We start from the raw sequence: 16,646 nt of genomic DNA, 5'->3' as shown, positions 1-16,646 counted from the left end.
AGTTAGTGATCAAATTGGCGGTGTTTCGGCTCGGTCCCCACAAACCGGCCACGTTTGCCGAGCCGCCCCGACGGTCACTGTCAGTGGCGGGATGCATGCTGGGGGCATGACGGATCTTCGGCCGCTGGAGGCGGAACTGCGGGGGGCCGTCCGGGGCGAGGTCGGTTTCGACGCCACGTCCCGGGCGCTGACCACCATGGACGCGTCGAACTACCGGCGCGTCCCGCTGGGTGTGGTCGCCCCGCGCGACGCGGACGACGTGGCGGCGGTCCTCGCCGTCTGCGGGGCGCACGGTGTCCCGGTCGTGGCGCGCGGCGGGGGCACGTCGATCGCGGGCCAGGCGACGGGCACCGGGGTTGTTCTGGACTTCACGCGGCATATGAACCACCTCCTCACCCTGAACCACGAGGAACAGACGGCTGTTGTTCAGCCAGGGCTCGTTCTCGACCGTCTTCAGGAGGCCGCGGCCCCGCACGGCCTGCTTTTCGGCCCCGATCCGTCGACGCACGGCCGCTGCACGCTCGGCGGCATGATCGGCAACAACTCCTGCGGGGCGCACTCCGTCGCCTGGGGCACGACCGCGGACAGTGTGCGCGAGCTGACGGTGATCCGCGCGCGCGGCGACCGGCTCCGCCTGGGCCGGGACTGGGCGGGCGCCCCGGACGGCCTGCGACAGCTTGCGGAGGCTGACCTGGCCCGTCTGCGCACCGGCTTCCCGGACCTCCCGCGCCGTATCTCGGGGTACGCGCTGGACGCACTGCTGCCGGAGAAGGGCGCGGACGTCGCCCGCTCCTTCTGCGGCTCGGAAGGCACCCTGGGGATCGTCACGGAGGCGGTCGTCCGTCTGGTCGAGGCCCCACGCGCGCGTGCGCTGGCCGTGCTGGCGTACGCGGACGAGAGCGCGGCGGCGGAGGCGGCGGCGGGCCTGTTGCCGTACGGTCCGCTGACGGTCGAGGGCATGGCCGCCGACCTGGTCCGCACCACCACGGACCTACCCCGGGGCGGCGCCTGGCTGTTCGTGGAGACGGGCGGCGCGAGCCCGGCGGAGGCACGCGCGCGTGCGGACGCGATCGTGCGGGCGGCGGACGTCACGAACGCCCTCGTGGTGTCCGACCCGGCCGGTCGACGCGCCCTGTGGCGCATCCGGGAGGACGCGAGCGGCACGGCGACGAGGATGCCCGACGGCACGGAGGCCTGGCCCGGCTGGGAGGACTGCGCGGTACCGCCGCTCCGACTGGGCGCATACCTGCGGGACTTCAGGGGACTGTTGCGCGACCACGGGCTGCGCGGCACGCCGTACGGCCACTTCGGCGACGGCTGCATCCACGTACGCATCGACTTCGACCTGCTGACGGCACCGGGCGTGGCCCGCTTCCGCAGCTTCTCGGAGGACTTGGCGGAGCTGGTGGTGTCCCACGGTGGCTCGCTCTCGGGCGAACACGGCGACGGCCAGGCCCGCGCGGAACTCCTCCCGAAGATGTACGGCCCCGAGGTGATCGCCCTCTTCGAGCGCGTGAAGGCCCTCTGGGACCCGGACGACCTCCTGAACCCCGGCATGCTGGTCCGCCCCGCCCGGCTGGACGAGAACCTCCGCTTCGCGGTCCTGCCCCGCGAGCCGGTGGACGTGGCCTTCGGCTACCCGGCGGACGCCGGGAACTTCGGGGCGGCGGTGAGCAGATGCGTGGGCGTGGCCAAGTGCCGCACGCCGGCGGCCGGCAAGGGGGGTTCCGGGGGCTCGGACGTGATGTGCCCGTCCTTCCGGGTGACGGGCGAGGAGGCGCACTCCACGCGCGGGCGGGCCCGGCTGCTGCACGAGATGCTCGCGGGCGAGGTGATCACCGACGGCTGGCACTCGACGGAGGTCCGCGACGCGCTGGACCTGTGCCTGTCCTGCAAGGGCTGCCGCTCGGACTGCCCGGTCGAGGTCGACATGGCCACGTACAAGGCGGAGTTCCTCCACCACCACTGGGCCGGCCGACTGCGCCCGGCGGCGCACTACGCGATGGGACGGTTGCCGGTGTGGCTGGGGGCCGTCGCCCGCACACGCACGGCGCGCGTGCTCAACTCCCTTGCCTCGGTACGTGCGTTGGCGGCACTGGTGAAACGGCTGGGCGGAATCGCGCCCGAGCGGGAGATCCCGGCGCTGGCGAGGGAGACGTTCAGCCGGTGGTGGGGGAGGCGGGCATCGGCTGCGCCTGCGACTGCGCCTGCCAACGGGGGGCGTCCGCCGGTCGTCCTCTGGCCCGACACCTTCACGGAGCACTTGACGCCGTCGGTGGGACGGGCGGCCGTGCGCGTACTGGAGGCGGCGGGCCTGGAGGTGACGTTGCCGCCGACCGTACGGACCCGCATCCGCGCCCGCGCCCAGGTCTGCTGCGGCCTGACGTATGTCTCGACCGGCCAACTGGACCGGGCCCGAGCGGTGTTGCGCCGCACGCTCGACGCCATGGAACCGGTGCTGGACGCGGGCACCCCGGTGGTGGTCCTCGAACCGAGCTGCGCGGCAGCCCTCCGCGCCGACCTCCCGGAGCTGCTGCACGACGACCCACGCGCGCGGCGCCTCGCGGACGCGGTCCTCACCTTCGCGGAGACCCTGGAACACCACGCCCCCGACTGGACCCCGCCCCGCGTGGACCGCCCGGCGACCGGCCAGACCCACTGCCACCAGCACGCGGTACTGGGCGACGCGGCGGACAGGCGGTTGCGGGAGTCCGTCGGCCTGACGGGTGAACTGGCGGGTGGCTGCTGCGGTCTGGCCGGCAACTTCGGCTTCGAGAAGGGCCATTTCGAGGTGTCGGTGGCCTGCGCGGAGGAGCGGCTGCTGCCGGCGGTAAGGGAGGCGGGCGAGGGGACGGTGGTGCTGGCGGACGGGTTCTCGTGCCGGACGCAGCTCCAGCAACTGGGCGGGGTGCGGGGGCGGCATCTGGCGGAGGTGCTGGCGGAAGGGCTGGCGGAGGGGCTGGAGGGGGACGAGGCGGCAGTGGGACTCGGCTGAAGAAGGTTGCCGTCCTCTCCACCGGCCGAGTGCACGACGTACTGGTTTCTCCATTGCTAACGCCCCGCTGGCACGATCTGGCGATGACGGAGAAAGCAGATCTCACCTGTCGAATTCTGGGAAAAGGATTCCTGATTTGACAACCCGGTCAGCGTTATGTGCAACGGAATTCCGCCGCAGGCAGTGAAATTCGGGTGCTAGGGTCGGCTTTCTGCGTCGAGACTCGACCGCGCATCGCAATGCCCTCGGACGGCTCAGAAGAAATAGCACTTGACAAAGTGCTATCCACTCTGTGCACCCCTCATCCGGGCCGTAACTAAATTTGACATCCCTGGTTTTCCCTGTCCGGGTGAATTACTTTTCCGCATCCCTCGCCACACCCTTTGGAGTTCCCCCTTGTCTGCCGACAGCACCACCACGACCCCCGGGCAGCCGGGTACCGATGCGCCCGGGGCTTCCCCGGGCGGCCGGCACCTCGGCCTGGCGCTCTTCGTGATCGCCGCGGCCCAGCTGATGGTGATCCTCGACGCCACGATCACCAACATCGCCCTGCCCGCCATCCAGACCGACCTGAGTGTCACCGACGCGAACCTGGCGTGGATCGTCAACTCCTACGCGCTGGCCTTCGGCGGACTGATGCTGCTCGGCGGCAAAGCCGGTGACCTCTTCGGCCGGCGGCGCCTGTTCCAGGCAGGTATCGCCGTCTTCACGCTCGCCTCCCTGCTGGGCGGACTCGCCCCGGACGAAGGCCTGTTGATCGGTGCCCGCATCCTCCAGGGCATCGGCGCCGCCCTCGCCGCGCCCAACGCGCTGGCCCTGATCACCACCACCTTCCCCGCCGGCAAGTCACGCAACACCGCCATGGGCGTGTACGCGGCGATGGGCGGCGTCGGCGCCACGGTCGGCCTGCTGCTGGGTGGCGTACTGACCGACGGGCTCGACTGGCGCTGGGTGTTCTTCATCAACATCCCCATCGGCCTGGCCGTCCTCGCCGGCACCAGGAGCCTCGTCGAGGCGGAGCGCCACCCCGGCAGCCTGGACGTCCCCGGTGCCATCACAGGCACCGGCGGCCTGATCGCCCTCGTGTACGGCATCACGCGCGGCGGCGAGCACGGCTGGACGGGCGGCCTGACCCTGGCGTCCTTCGCGACGGCCGCCGTGCTGCTGACGGTGTTCCTGGCCGTCCAGTGGCGCGCCGCGGACCCGATGATGCCGCTGAGGCTGTTCAAGGACCGCAACCGCTCCGGCAGTTACGCCACAATGCTGTTCGTCGGGTCGGGCATGTTCGCCATGTTCTACTTCCTGACGCTCTACATGCAGCTGATCCTCGGCTACAGCGCCGTCAGGACGGGCTTCGCCTTTCTTCCCTTCAGCGTCGGAATGGGTGCCGCCGCGGGTATCAGCTCCAAGTTGATCACCCACCTGGCGCCCCGCCTGATCGCCGGACCGGGCCTGCTGGTCGCCGCGGGCGGCATGTTCTGGTTCGCCACCCTCGATCCCGACTCCTCGTATGCCGGACATCTGATGCCGGCGATGTTCGTCACCGCGCTCGGGCTCGGCATGAGCTTCGTCCCGATGACGCTCGGCGCGGTCAGCGGCGTCGACCACCAGGACACCGGCATGGCATCGGCACTGCTCAACACCGCCCAGCAGATCGGCGGCGCACTCGGGCTCGCCGTCCTGTCGACGATCTCCACGACCGCCGCGAACGACAAACTGCCCGAGGCGGCCTCCGCCTTCTTCAGGGGCCTGGCCACCAAGGACTTCCCCCTGGTCGCGAAGGCGGGCGACGCGCTGACCCACGGCTACACCATGGCCTTCGTCGCCTCGGGCGCTATGTTCCTGGGCGGCCTGGCGGTCATGTTCCTCGCCGTCAACGCGGGCAGGCAGCAACACACTGAGGGCGCCGTGCCCGTCCACATCGGCTGACCTCACGCTCCTGTCCTGAACACGACCATGACGACGTACGGCGGAGGCGTCACACCGCGATGCCTCCGCCGTACCGGAGCGGACACACATCATGACCACCCCCCAGACCACCCCGCAGCGCTCGCAGCCGGACCCCCGGTTCGAACCCTCACAGCAGGCCCAGCCCGACCCGGCCCTCATCCGAGCCTTCGCTCTCCTCGGTGAACCATGGAACGGCCTGATCATCGCGGCCCTGGCCAAGGGCCCGGCCGGCTTCGCCCAGGTGCGGGAGCGAGTCCCCGGCATCAGCGACGACACGCTCGCCGACCGCCTCCGGCACTTGACCACCGTCGACCTCGTCACCCGGACCGCCCGCCCCGGACCGCCGCCCCACAGCCGGTACGCCCTGGCTCCCCACGGCAACGCCTTCCTCATCCCCCTGGCCGCCCTGACCGTGTGGGCCCAGGACCACCTCCCGGCGAGGGACTCGCCGACAGCGGCCGGGCAGCTCGGCCCGCACTCGTAACGGGCCGCGGTCCAGAAGGAGCCACCGTGAAAACACTGGTCCGGTGCAGCAGCGCCATCCCCGTGACGCCCTCGGAACGACGCTCGGGGCGCCCGATCGGCCGGGACATCCATGCCTTTCAGTCCATGCTGCGCAACTACGAGGACATCGCCCGCTGGGCCGACGCGTTCGGCCTGGACGGTTTCGGCAGCGCCGAACACCATTTCCGGACCGAGGGCGGCGAGAACATGCCCAACAGCCTGCTGCTGTACGCGAAACTCGCGGCGCAGACCAGGCAGATCATGTTCGCCCCGATGTCCATCGTGCTCCCCGCCCACAACCCCCTGCGCGTCGCCGAGGACCTCGCGATGTTCACCCACATGTTCCCCGGCAGGCTCGGTGTCGCCTTCGCCCGCGGCTACCGGACGCGCTGGATGCAGACCCTGACCCAGGACGACACCATCGTCTCCGGCCACCCCGATTCCGACGCCCGTAACCGGGAGATCTTCGACGAGTACCTGTCGATCGTCGAGCGGGCCTGGACCGAGGACTCCTTCCAGCACAACGGCGAGCACTATCAGGTGCCCTACCCGGCCTTCGGTGTCGCCGACCGGCCGCCGGCCGACCGGACCCGCGCCTACGGCGGCCCGGACGGGGCCGAGAAGGACGGCACCGTGAACCGGATCGGGGTGGTGCCCAAGCCTGTGCACAGGCCGACGGTCTTCGTCCCCACCACCGCTTCGCCGCAGACCGTGATCGGCGCCGCCCGCAACGGACGGACTTTGCTGCTCGCTGCCAGCAGCCGGGAGAAGGTGCGCTCGATCACCGAGCTGTACCGCGACACCGCCCGCGCCGACGGCCGCGACCTGCGGCTCGGCGAGGGAACGGGCATCGTCGCGAAGCTCTTCCTCGGCGACACGTTCGAGGAGGCGTTCGACCTCGCCGTCCAGACCTCGGGCTACTGGTACCAGGACTGCTTCCAGGCCTTCGGCCGCAACGAGAACCTCCGTACCGCCGATGACCCCCACCGCCCACTGTGCCTGGACGACGCGCGGGCACTCACCCTCCGTATGCACGCGGCGGGCCGCCTCCTCTGCGGCACGGCGGACCAGGTCCGGGAACAGCTGAAGGACGTACAAACCGTCTACGGCGGCGGCCAGTTGGACTGGTTCGTCTGGGAGTACTGGGCGCAGGCGCTGCCCGGTGTCGACGCGCCGGACATCCAGCGCGAGCAACTCAAGACCTACGCCGAGCAGATCATGCCGACGTTCCGCTGATCGGCCTTCTCGGTTGCTCGGCCGCACGAGAATCCGCTACCTGAGGAGTGACCGATGCCCAGCCTGCCCGCGCCCTTCGCCCGGATGATCGAGGTCCGTGGAATGCCGTGCACGGTGACCGGAACAGAGGACCTGTCGCCGTCGTTCCGGCGGGTCCATCTCTCCGGCGAGCGCCTGAAGGGGCGTGACTGGGCACCGTGCCAGGTGACCACGTTCCTGGTCTCGCCGACCGAGTTCCGGCGCTACACACCGGACGCGGTCGATACCACCACGGGACGCATGTCCGTCCTCTTCTACCGGCACAGTGCCGTGATTCCCGGCCCGCCCTCGCCGGGAGACGCGTGGCTGGACGGTCTCGCGGTCGGCGACACCGTCTCCGTGATGGGGCTGGAAGCGACACGGGGCTTCCGGGCACGGGCCGAACCGGGGACCACACTCGTGTGCGGCGACGCCACCACGGTGGGCCTGTGGTCCTCGATGATCCACTGGCTGGGCGACCGGGCCCGGGTGCGCGGTGTTGTCGAAGTGCCCGCACGGGACGTGCCTCTCGTACGGGATCTGCTGCCCGGCGTGCAGGTCGTCGCGCAGAGCCCGCAGCCGGGGGAGGCGCTGTTGTCCTGGCTGGCCGAGGCGCCACCGGAGAAGGTCACGCACGCCTACCTCTCCGGGCACGGGCAGACCATCCAGCAGGCGCGGAACCTGGTCCGTACCCGGTATGACCTGCACCGGTCCGCCATCTACACGCAGCCGTACTGGGCGACGGGGAAAGTGGGCCTGTGAGATCATCCGGCAAGTTCCCCCGGTTGAGGTGGCCATGGACGACCCCGGACAGACGGTGCCGCACACCGCAGGTCTGATCCAGCACAAGATCTCCGTTCCGGACGTGCCCGAGCGCCTGGTGTCACGGCCGAGGATCGAGACAGCTCTCGGCGCACTGATCGAGCGACGTCAGGTGGTGCTCGTACTGGCGACCGCGGGCGCCGGCAAGACCACCGCGATCAGCCAGGCGACGGCCCGCCTGCCCCACCCGGTGGCGTGGCTGTCGGTCGACGCGACCGACGCCCGGCCGGGACGTCTGCTCGCCTACCTCGAAGACGCGCTCGCACAGCACGCACCCGCCGCACACCAGGTGGCGACCCGAGCACTGCGCGCGGGCATCCAGCACACGGAGTCCGCCGGGCTCCTCGCCGAGTCCCTGCGGGGACACACGCTGGTGCTGGTGCTTGACAACCTGGAACGGCTGGGGGTGTCGGGAGAAGGCTGGGAGGCGCTCGGCTCCTTCCTGCACTACCTTCCGCGCACGGTCCGCGCGGTCCTCGTCAGCCGGCGGGACATCCCGTCGGCCGTGCACCGGCAACTCGACCCGACCTCGGTGGCCGCCCTCCGCGAGGAGGACCTCGCCTTCACCGTCGAGGAGGCCGCCGACGCCCTGCGGCTGGGCGACAACGCCACGATCGACCCGGCGGAGGCTGTGTCGGCGACGGGCGGCTGGGTCACCGGCGTGCTGTTCGAAGCCTGGCGCTCCGAGGAGCACACCGCGGTCGTCGGAGGTGAGGCCGACCCTCTGCACGGTTACATCTCCTCCCGGATCCTCGCCGAACTGCCCGACGTGGACCGAGAGTTCCTCGTCACGGCAGCGATCCTCGACGAGGTGACGGCCGAGCGGGCGCGGGCTCTCGGCCTTGACGCGTCGGCGAGACGGATGCAGTCGCTGCGCTCGGTCCGGTTGCCCGTCGTCTGGTCCCGGGACGGGCGCACGATGCGCTGCCACCCGCGGCTGCGGGAGTTCCTGCTGGAACAGCTCGGCCGGCGCGACGACGAGGAGCTGCGCCGGATCCGCCTCGCTCACGGCCGGCTGCTGGCCGACGAGGGCCACGACGAGGAGGCCACCGAGGTCCTGCTGCAGGCCGGAGAGGCCGCCGAGGCGCGCGTCTGCGGGGCGCGGGTCATCCGACGGGTGATCGAGCGGCTCGACCTCCCCGTCGCCGAGCGGTGGCTGGAGGCGTTCGGACCGGCCGACCGCGAACCCCACGAACTGACCACGGCACGCCTCATGCTCGCCTGGGCCCGGGACGACTACCGCGGAGGCGTGGCCATCGCAGACGCGCTCAACCGGGCCGCTACCCGCGACGAGGTCGCCCGGGCATCGGAACGGGCGGCGGCGCTGATGATCTACTGCTACGCCCAGTGCGGCCGCCCCGGGGACGTGGACGAGATCCTCCGGCTGGCAGGCCCCGGCGCGGAGGTGGCCGCCGTACGTTACTCACTGGGCACCATGTATCCCTCGTACCGCATCGACACACCACCGGAGCTGACCGGCGGGCCGTTCGACGCGTGTGTGCTGTTCGCGAAGTACTGGTTCGGGCACCTCGGCGACCTCGACATCTCCCTGGAATCGCACTGGGGGACGTCCCTGGCCACCCCGTGGCAGATCGCGGCGCTCCGCGCGCAGGGCCACACCCGCCGGGCCCTGGAGCTGTACGAACGGACCCGCGACTCGCTCTCCAACTCCATGAGCCTGCACGCGGTCGTGCCGGAACTCCTGCTGGACGCCGGGCGCCCCGACGAGGCGATCACGGCCCTGGAGGAAGGCCGCAGGCTCGCCCGCCACGCCGGGGCGCACATCTGGTACCTCGGCTTCACGGAAGGGCTGGTCAGACTCAGGATTCTCGACCGCCGCGACCCCACGGTGTCCATGGCGCTGCTCGACGGCCTGGACAACGACCCGCTCATCGAACACGCGGTGCAGCTCAGCGCCAAAGCCTGTGCCTGGCGAGGCTGGCTCCTGCTGCGCGGCGGCAGCGCGGACGCCGACGCGCTCGGTTGCCTGCGCGAGGCCGTCTCGCTCATGAAGGCTGGCGGTCTCTTCCTGGAACTGCCCATCGCAGCGGTGCTTTTGGCGGAGGCGGAGTGGCGCGCCGGCCACGAGGACGAGGCAGACCGGGCCGCAGACCTGGCCCTTGAGGTGTCGGGCCGTCAGGGTTCCCACCACGTTCTGCTCCAGGTTCTCGCCGAGTTCCCGGCCGTCGTCTCGCGCCGCATCGACGCAGAGGCCGAAACGGACACCCGCTGGCACGCGATCGGCCGGGCGCTCGCCGCCCAGGGAGCGACCATCCAGGTCATGGAGCGGACTCCGGCCGTGAGGGTCATGGAGTTCGGACGGCACACCCTTCTCGTCGACGGCGTCGAGGCCCGCCTGCGCATCAGCAAGAGCCTGGAGCTGCTCTCCTACCTGAGCAGCAGACCCGGCCTCACCGCCGACCGCCCCCGGGTCCTGGAGGCGCTGTTCGCACGCGACGACCGGTCCACCCGCGCCTACCTGCGTCAGGCCGTCCACCAGCTGAACCTGGCCCTGCCGCCACAACTGCGCCTCACGGTCGAACAGAACAGGCTGTGCCTCGCCGAGGAGGTGGCGCAGGGGTGCCAGTCGCTGCGGATGGAAGCCGACCTCGCTGCCGCCCACCGGCTGACCGGTCGGGCAAGACTGTCGGCAGTCGAGGCGCTCCTCGCCCGAAACGAGGGCGACTACCTGCCGGACCGCACCTCGCAGTGGGCCGAGGAACGGCGCCGGGTACTGTCCCGCCGTGCCGCCGACGCGCTCTCCTCGGCGGCCGACCTCGCCCTGCGACTGCACCAGTACGGCGACGCCGTCCGCCTGTGCGAACAGGCAACCACGATCGACCCGCTCCGCGAGGTGGCCTGGCGTGTACGGATGCGCGCGGCGAACGCCCTGGGCGACGACGACGGAGTCCTCACGGCGTTCCAGCGCTGCGAGACAGCACTGGCCCGGATCGACGCAACACCCTCACCCAGCACCCGCAGGCTGCTCAAGCAGCTTCAGAGGTAGGGGAGTTGTGCTTCGCCGTTGTGCGCGCGGGGGCCCGGGTCGGCCTGCCGCCAGTCAGGCGCAGGCGCTTGAGCTGGTGGTGGCGTTCCGTCTGTATGGCGGGGCTTGGGTCGGTTCTCATCGGCTTCCACGCCTGGTAGGCGTCATCAGACTCACTCGGAGGGGACCTTCTGCGACTCGACCGGGCCGAAGTCCTCACTGGCCGGGCGGGTGAGCTCACGGTGAAGATTTTTGTCGGCGTGGATGAGGGCGGTGGACTTCCACACGGCGATCACAGGGGCGAGCAGGCTCACGTTGTCCAGGTCGACGGCTGCCCGCGCGGTCTCGACGAACTCGACGAGGAACTCGCGGACGGCCGCTTCTGACAGGAAGCGCATCCACGAGAACCCCTCGGCTGTCTAGGAGGGGTCCGCCTGCCTCCCGGCGCGCGAGAACAGGAGAGTGTGCTCGGCGAGGATGTCGCGGTCGACCTCGCTCTTGTAGATGCCGTCGACGCTGCCGAAGCGGGCCTCGGAGTAGTCGAGGTCCAGGAGTACGGCGGCCTGGCGGACCGATGCCTCGTCGGGCCCCTCGATCTCCAGGAAGGTGGGGAGGCCGGGCCAGGTGTCGAAGTCGAAGGCGACCTCTCCCAGGCGCCACTCCTCGCGGTAGTTCTCCTGGTGGCGGACCTCGACGCAGCCGACCCGGCGCAGGATGTCGGCCATGGCGTGCAGGTCGGCGACCTCGGTCTCGATCTCCGTGGTGCCGTCGATCGTCGTGGCATCGGTGACCTGCTTGAGCGTGAGCGTCGAGCGGGTGCCCTCGTCGCGCAGCCGGAGCCACGCCCCGTCGTCGAGGAGGCTGTTCTCGAAGATGGTGCGGGTGAGGAGGGTGCGGGGGAATGCCTGGACAGCGCCGAGAGTCGTCAGCTTGGCCTGAAGGCCGGCGGCGTCAATGGCCAGGAACTTCGCCTCGTACTCGTGCTTCATGGGGCCTTCTCTCGGAAGTGGTTGGTGAGGGCGGGCCATGCCTGGTGGGGTGGCCAAGGGCCCGATGGACCGCAGGAAGTCCGCGCTGCGCAGGCACAGTCCGTACGGCGCCGCTGCGCGGGCGGTGATCAACCGTGCTTGTCAGATTCTGAGTTCGAGGTGAGAAGCCTGGACAGCCGTGGACTCCTCACCTCAACTCCCTCTTCCTCTCGTAGCGTTCAGTTCAACAGGTTCAACCGCTGCCCACGGCTCTCGGCCACGCGAAGCGCATCACGCAGGGCTTCCGTCAACCGCTCGGCGAGGAAGCGGAGTTCGCCGCGCGGAGTGTTCGGGAGTAGTTCGCGGGCGTGGGCGAGGAGTTCGGTGCCCATGCCGAGTTGGATGGATTCCGTCGCGTCGGCCAGGCGGGACACGGGGCCTCCGCGGTCGTCGGTGATCAGGTATCAGGGCTTGCCTTCCTGGCCGGTCCAGGGCAACAGGCGCGGCCCGTGCGGTAGTTCAGGGTTGGCGCTCGTCGACTCCGGTTCCGCTCGCATCAGGCGACCTCCATCCCGTGGATCCAGTACGGGCCGGGCATGTCCAGGCCCAGGGTGGCCATCGCCAACTCCCTTCGCCGCAGCCGTTGTTCGTGGGCGGTGAGGTACGGGCGTACGGACCTGGTGGCGGTGCCGTCGAGAGGGGCATCGGCGTCCAGGCCGTACGGGCTGCGGTGGGTGGGGAGTGTGGTTCGGGCTGGGGTTGCACCTGCGGGCGCGAAGAGGAAGGCCGGGCGGGTTCGGCGGTGCGTGCCGCGTGGGGTGAGCAGGAGACTCACCCAGGCGGCGAAGCGGCCGATAAGGTCGGTCACTGTCATCAGCTCCGTTCGGATTTGGCTGGTGCCCATGCCCCGGGACGGGCGCAATCCGTCGCCGGGGTCTTTCAAAGCTACACCCTACTGCGGTCTACTGCTGTATGAGCGGTAGACTGTGAATCGCGCAGAATACGGCGGTCTGCGCATGGTGGTGCGGTGATGGAATTTGCTGCCGACATCCCCCGCTGGCGCCAGGTGGCCGAGGTGATCCGCCGCCGTATCGAGGACGGCACGTACCCGCCGCGGACTCGCATCCCGTCCGTTGTGGAGATCACCGCGGAGTTCGGCATCGCCGCTGTGACCGCGCAGAAGGTGCACAAGGGTTTGCGTGCGGAGGGGCTCATCTACACCGAACCGGGCCTCGGCTCCTTTGTCGCCGAGCGGCCCGCTAAGCCCTCGGAGTAGACGTCCGCCGAGTGACCCACGAGCTTGATCAACGACTTCAGGGCTGCCGGAGCAAAGGCTGGGGCGCCTCAGGAGCCCTGGGTTCGCGCGCCCTTCCCGGTCCATTACTCTGGACGGTAGAGTGCATCTCATTGTACGGAGATCGCGCGTAAATCGTGGGAAGGCCCTGTGAAGATGCCCAGTGCTGAGCGTCTGCCCCCGTGGGCCGCCGTGGCGGGACCGGTCGTGACCGCCGGTGCGGGTGACGTTGCGCTGCCCTCCGCCAACCTGCCCGCTCTCATCGTGCCCACCCCCGGGGGCTCTCGGGGGCGGCACCGGGGAGCGCGCAAGGGGTGGGGGGCCCTGGGGGCCGTTGGGCTCGTGCTGTCCGGGGGGATATCCGTGCAGTTCGGCGGGGCGCTCGCCGTGACCTTGCTGCCCAGGGCCGGGGCCTTCGGGATCGTGACGCTGCGGCTGGTTGCCGCCGCCGTGATCATGCTGTTGGTGTGCCGTCCCAAGGTGCGCGGGTACTCGCGGGGCGACTGGGGAGTGGTCGTCCTGTTCGGCGTGACCATGGCCGCCATGAACGGCCTGTTCTACCAGGCCATCGGACGGATTCCGCTCGGTCCCGCCGTCACGCTGGAGGTGCTCGGGCCGCTCGTGCTGTCCGTGATCGCCTCCAGGCGAGCCATTAATCTCGCCTGGGCCGGTCTCGCCCTCGCCGGGGTTTTCCTGCTCGGTGGCGGCGGCTTCGGCACCCTTGATCCCGTAGGGGTCGCCTGCGCCCTTGGTGCCGGTGTCCTGTGGGCGGTGTACATCGTCCTCAGTTCCCGTACGGGACGAAGGTTCCCGCAGGCCGACGGGCTGGCGCTGGCCATGGTGGTCGCCGCGGCGGCGTTTCTGCCGTTGGGCATCGTCGAGTCGGGCGGGAAGCTGCTCGACCCGGCCACCGTGGCGCTGGGTGCGGCAGTGGGCGTCCTGTCCTCCGTGCTGCCGTACACCCTCGAACTTCTTGCCCTGCGGCGCCTGCCCTCCTCCACCTTCGCGATCCTGATGAGCCTGGAGCCCGCCGTCGCCGCGACCGCCGGTTTCCTGATCCTCGACCAGGCCCTTTCCGCCCCCGAGGCCCTCGCGATCTCCCTCGTCATCGTGGCGAGCATGGGGGCGGTACGGACTCAGGTAGGCCGGAAGAAGGAGCCGGTCGTTGTTGTCGAGGAGTCTGCTCGGTCGGCTCAAGTGCCCAGGAAGCCGCTGGAGTTGGAGGCATAGGAGTGTGCCGTGCCGCGTCGGCTCAGGATGCCTCGGGCAGGAGCCAGCCGATGCGCAGTTCCTCCGCGCCCGGGCGGAAGGTCCGTATGAGCTCGGCGCGCTCGGGGTCGTTCTCGGGGAGGTTGTCGGCGAGGAGGGCCTGCGCGGCGACTGTCTGGGGCCGGGCGCCGAGCGCGGCGCGCAGGTGGAGAGAGCGGCGCAGCATCGCGATCCGCTCGGCGGGCTCCTTGCGCGGTGCGAGGTGCCGGATGACGTACGACTCGAGGTGGCCGTCGCCGGACTTCGTCGCGATCTCGAGAGCTGTCTCGTAGTGCGGGAGGGCGCCGGCCGGGTCCTCGTCGATGTTGTCCAGCAGGACGGCCCAGTGGAACTCGGCCCAGCCGCGCAGCTTGTCGTCGCCGCTCTCGGCTGCCGCGCGGTAGCCGGCCTCGGCCACGGCGCGGTCGTCGGGGCGGGGGTCGCGCCGGAACAGCAGGCGGCTGTAGGCCAGTCGCGCCGTGAGCAGGTGCGCGGTCGGCGAGGCGGGATCGAGCGCCGCGACCGCCTTCTCGGCCTCCTCGTGACCCTCGATCCGGAAGGACCAGCGGTCGACGGCGATCTCCGCGCGCAGTTCGGGCTCGGCATCCGGGCCCAGGACGGCGAGTGCGGTGCCCCACTCCCCGAGCAGCAGCAGGCGGCGGGCTACGTAGGTGTCATCGGATAGCATGACGCCTACATTAGGAAGCGGCTATGTAGGTGGTCAAGTGCAATACGGTGACTACATTGGGAACGTGACGCGGTTGGCCGTCGAGCTGGCCAACACCGGGACCCTCGACGAGCACGGCGAACTGGTCGCCGCGTTCTTCGCGGAGCACGAGATCACTCCGCCGCCGGGCGGCGACTACGGCGAGCTGCCGGACCTCGTGCGCACGGCCCTGGCGCAGTCGGTCGACGGCGCCGCCCCCGACGCCGTACACCGCCTGCTGCACGACTATCCGCCGGAAATGCATCTGTCCGACCACGACGGCCTCGGCGGCTGGCACGTCCACTTCAGCCGCAACGGCACTCCGGCCGAACGCTGGGCCGGTCAGCTGATCGCCGCCAAGCTCGCCCTGGTCGCGGCCGGGGATCCGGCGGTGACACTGGGGCGGTGCGCCGCGGCCGGATGCGGAAACTACTTCTCCGACCAGTCACGGAACCGGACTCGCCGGTTCTGCTCCAACGCGTGCGCGAGCCGGACGACAGTCGCGGCCCATCGCGCCCGGGCGGCGAAAAGTGAGTGAGCGACCGCAGCGCGTTCGGCGGCCCTGCTGAACGCGTGGGCATCTGCAGGGAGGGCCGGATGGGCCTCAGGAAGCTGAGGTGGCTCAGGGGGCTTGTCCTGCTGCCGACGAGTGATCGTTGGCGCCGGGGTCTCCGCCGCCTACGGTCCGATGCTCAGTCCCGCCCCACGTAACCTCTCCCTGTGCCCGCGCCCCGCCTGCATCGCGTCGCCGTCCTTGTGCTCGAGGGGGCGAAGCCGCTCGATGTCGGGATTCCCGCGCAGGTTTTCACGACCCGCGCGAGCATGCCGTACGAGGTGCGGATGTGCGGGGCTGGACCCGGGCTCGTCACCGGCGGCGACGGGCTCGCCTACCACGTCGACCACGGCCTAGACGCGCTCGCGTGGGCTGACATCGTCTTCGTCCCCGGCTACCGGTTCCCGGACCGTGACGACCCGCCGCAGGCCGTCGTCGACGCACTGATCGCCGCCCACGACCGGGGCGCGCGACTCGCCGCCATCTCGACGGGTGCCTTCGCGCTCGCCGCCACGGGCCTGCTCGACGGCAGGCGCGCCACGACGCACTGGCACTACACGCGGGCGCTCGTGGCCCGGCATCCGCTCGTCCAGGTCGACGAGAACGTGCTGTTCGTCGACGAGGGCAGCGTGCTCACCTCGGCCGGCGCAGCCTCCGGCATCGACCTGTGCCTGCACATCCTGCGCGGCGAACTCGGAGTGGCCGCGTCCAACCACGCGGCCCGGCGTCTGGTCGCGGCCCCCTACCGCAGCGGCGGCCAGGCCCAGTACGTGCCGCGCAGCGTCCCCGAGCCGCTCGGCGAGCGGTTCGCCGCCACCCGCGAGTGGGCGCTGCACCGGCTCGGCGGCCCCCTCACCCTCGACATACTCGCGCGGCAGGCGGGGGTCTCACCGCGTACGTTCTCCCGGCGCTTCGTCGAGGAGACCGGCTGCACGCCGATGCAGTGGGTGATGCGCGCCCGTATCGACCTGGCCCGCGAACTGCTCGAACGCTCGCAGCGGAGCGTCGAACAGATCGCCGCCGACATCGGACTCGGCACCGGCGCGAACCTGCGCCTGCACTTCCAGCGCGTCCTTGGCACCACCCCGAGCGAGTACCGGCGCACCTTCACCCGGGGCGAGTAGCCCGCCGCCCGGCACCGCGTGGCGGGTCGTGGCGGTCGTGGCGGGATCCTTTCGAACCATGGCGATCCCGCCACTGTCAGCGGCATCGGCCGCGGGCGAGCCTGGTGGGGAAGGGAAGGGACTTCCCAATCGTGTTGTCAAGCCGCTCCCGTGACGGGAGGTGAAGCGTGAAAGCACTCTCCGTCACGGATCATCGCCCACAGGACGTTGAGGCGTCGGCGTGCGAGGGCCAGCAGGGCCTG

Annotated in this window: 15 protein-coding genes; 10 read left to right on the top strand and 5 right to left on the bottom strand. The window is 70.6% G+C overall.

What is annotated here, in order from left to right; all coding sequences use genetic code 11:
• The first annotated feature begins 106 nt into the window (after positions 1-106).
• From G3I56_RS31830 to G3I56_RS31805, 6 genes are all read left to right on the top strand, one after another.
• Positions 107-2,995: an FAD-binding and (Fe-S)-binding domain-containing protein gene (locus tag G3I56_RS31830; RefSeq protein WP_164415055.1), complete on the top strand. Its 2,889-nt coding sequence runs from the start codon at positions 107-109 to the stop codon at positions 2,993-2,995.
• Between the two features lie 396 nt (positions 2,996-3,391).
• Positions 3,392-4,924, top strand: a complete 1,533-nt coding sequence (locus tag G3I56_RS31825) for an MFS transporter (protein ID WP_164415053.1) — start codon at positions 3,392-3,394, stop codon at positions 4,922-4,924.
• 91 nt (positions 4,925-5,015) lie between these two features.
• Entirely contained in the window at positions 5,016-5,429 is a 414-nt protein-coding gene (locus tag G3I56_RS31820) for a helix-turn-helix domain-containing protein (RefSeq protein ID WP_164415051.1), read from the top strand.
• Between the two features lie 26 nt (positions 5,430-5,455).
• Entirely contained in the window at positions 5,456-6,685 is a 1,230-nt protein-coding gene (locus G3I56_RS31815; RefSeq protein ID WP_164415049.1) for an LLM class flavin-dependent oxidoreductase, read from the top strand.
• A 54-nt stretch (positions 6,686-6,739) separates the two neighbouring features.
• Positions 6,740-7,465, top strand: coding sequence for a siderophore-interacting protein (locus G3I56_RS31810; protein ID WP_164415047.1), 726 nt, complete (start codon positions 6,740-6,742; stop codon positions 7,463-7,465).
• 34 nt (positions 7,466-7,499) lie between these two features.
• Positions 7,500-10,532 carry a BTAD domain-containing putative transcriptional regulator gene (locus G3I56_RS31805; RefSeq protein ID WP_164415045.1) on the top strand — a complete coding sequence of 1,011 codons (3,033 nt, stop codon included), beginning with the start codon at positions 7,500-7,502 and terminating at the stop codon, positions 10,530-10,532.
• 152 nt (positions 10,533-10,684) lie between these two features.
• Here G3I56_RS31805 and G3I56_RS31800 read toward each other — a convergent pair whose 3' ends face one another.
• From G3I56_RS31800 to G3I56_RS31785, 4 genes are all read right to left on the bottom strand, one after another.
• The gene (locus G3I56_RS31800) at positions 10,685-10,909 is read right to left on the bottom strand and encodes a hypothetical protein (protein ID WP_203691109.1); all 225 of its coding nucleotides are present in this window, start codon (positions 10,907-10,909) and stop codon (positions 10,685-10,687) included.
• Between the two features lie 21 nt (positions 10,910-10,930).
• Positions 10,931-11,500 carry a CYTH domain-containing protein gene (locus G3I56_RS31795; protein ID WP_164415043.1) on the bottom strand — a complete coding sequence of 190 codons (570 nt, stop codon included), beginning with the start codon at positions 11,498-11,500 and terminating at the stop codon, positions 10,931-10,933.
• 218 nt (positions 11,501-11,718) lie between these two features.
• Positions 11,719-11,940 carry a hypothetical protein gene (locus G3I56_RS31790; RefSeq protein ID WP_239135235.1) on the bottom strand — a complete coding sequence of 74 codons (222 nt, stop codon included), beginning with the start codon at positions 11,938-11,940 and terminating at the stop codon, positions 11,719-11,721.
• A 95-nt stretch (positions 11,941-12,035) separates the two neighbouring features.
• Positions 12,036-12,347, bottom strand: coding sequence for a hypothetical protein (locus G3I56_RS31785; RefSeq protein ID WP_164415041.1), 312 nt, complete (start codon positions 12,345-12,347; stop codon positions 12,036-12,038).
• 162 nt (positions 12,348-12,509) lie between these two features.
• On the opposite strand from G3I56_RS31785, the gene G3I56_RS31780 reads away from it, so the two are divergent.
• Together G3I56_RS31780 and G3I56_RS31775 are read left to right on the top strand one after the other, a co-directional pair.
• On the top strand, positions 12,510-12,755 hold the full coding sequence (locus G3I56_RS31780; RefSeq protein ID WP_203691105.1) for a winged helix-turn-helix domain-containing protein: 246 nt from the start codon (positions 12,510-12,512) through the stop codon (positions 12,753-12,755).
• 174 nt (positions 12,756-12,929) lie between these two features.
• A complete protein-coding gene (locus G3I56_RS31775) occupies positions 12,930-14,003 on the top strand; it encodes an EamA family transporter (protein ID WP_164415039.1) in 1,074 nt (357 codons plus the stop codon).
• A 22-nt stretch (positions 14,004-14,025) separates the two neighbouring features.
• Here G3I56_RS31775 and G3I56_RS31770 read toward each other — a convergent pair whose 3' ends face one another.
• Positions 14,026-14,709 (bottom strand): hypothetical protein, encoded by a 684-nt coding sequence (locus G3I56_RS31770; RefSeq protein WP_239135228.1) that lies wholly within the window; start codon positions 14,707-14,709, stop codon positions 14,026-14,028.
• Between the two features lie 64 nt (positions 14,710-14,773).
• On the opposite strand from G3I56_RS31770, the gene G3I56_RS31765 reads away from it, so the two are divergent.
• Positions 14,774-15,265, top strand: coding sequence for a CGNR zinc finger domain-containing protein (locus G3I56_RS31765; protein ID WP_203691103.1), 492 nt, complete (start codon positions 14,774-14,776; stop codon positions 15,263-15,265).
• Positions 15,266-15,447: 182 nt separating this feature from the next.
• On the top strand, positions 15,448-16,404 hold the full coding sequence (locus G3I56_RS31760) for a helix-turn-helix domain-containing protein (protein WP_164415035.1): 957 nt from the start codon (positions 15,448-15,450) through the stop codon (positions 16,402-16,404).
• Positions 16,405-16,646: the final 242 nt, after the last annotated feature.

Source organism: Streptomyces sp. SID12488 (assembly GCF_010548275.1).
Lineage (GTDB): Bacteria > Actinomycetota > Actinomycetes > Streptomycetales > Streptomycetaceae > Streptomyces.
Note: the sequence above shows the minus strand (reverse complement) of the source record. Positions and strands in the feature narration are given on the sequence as shown.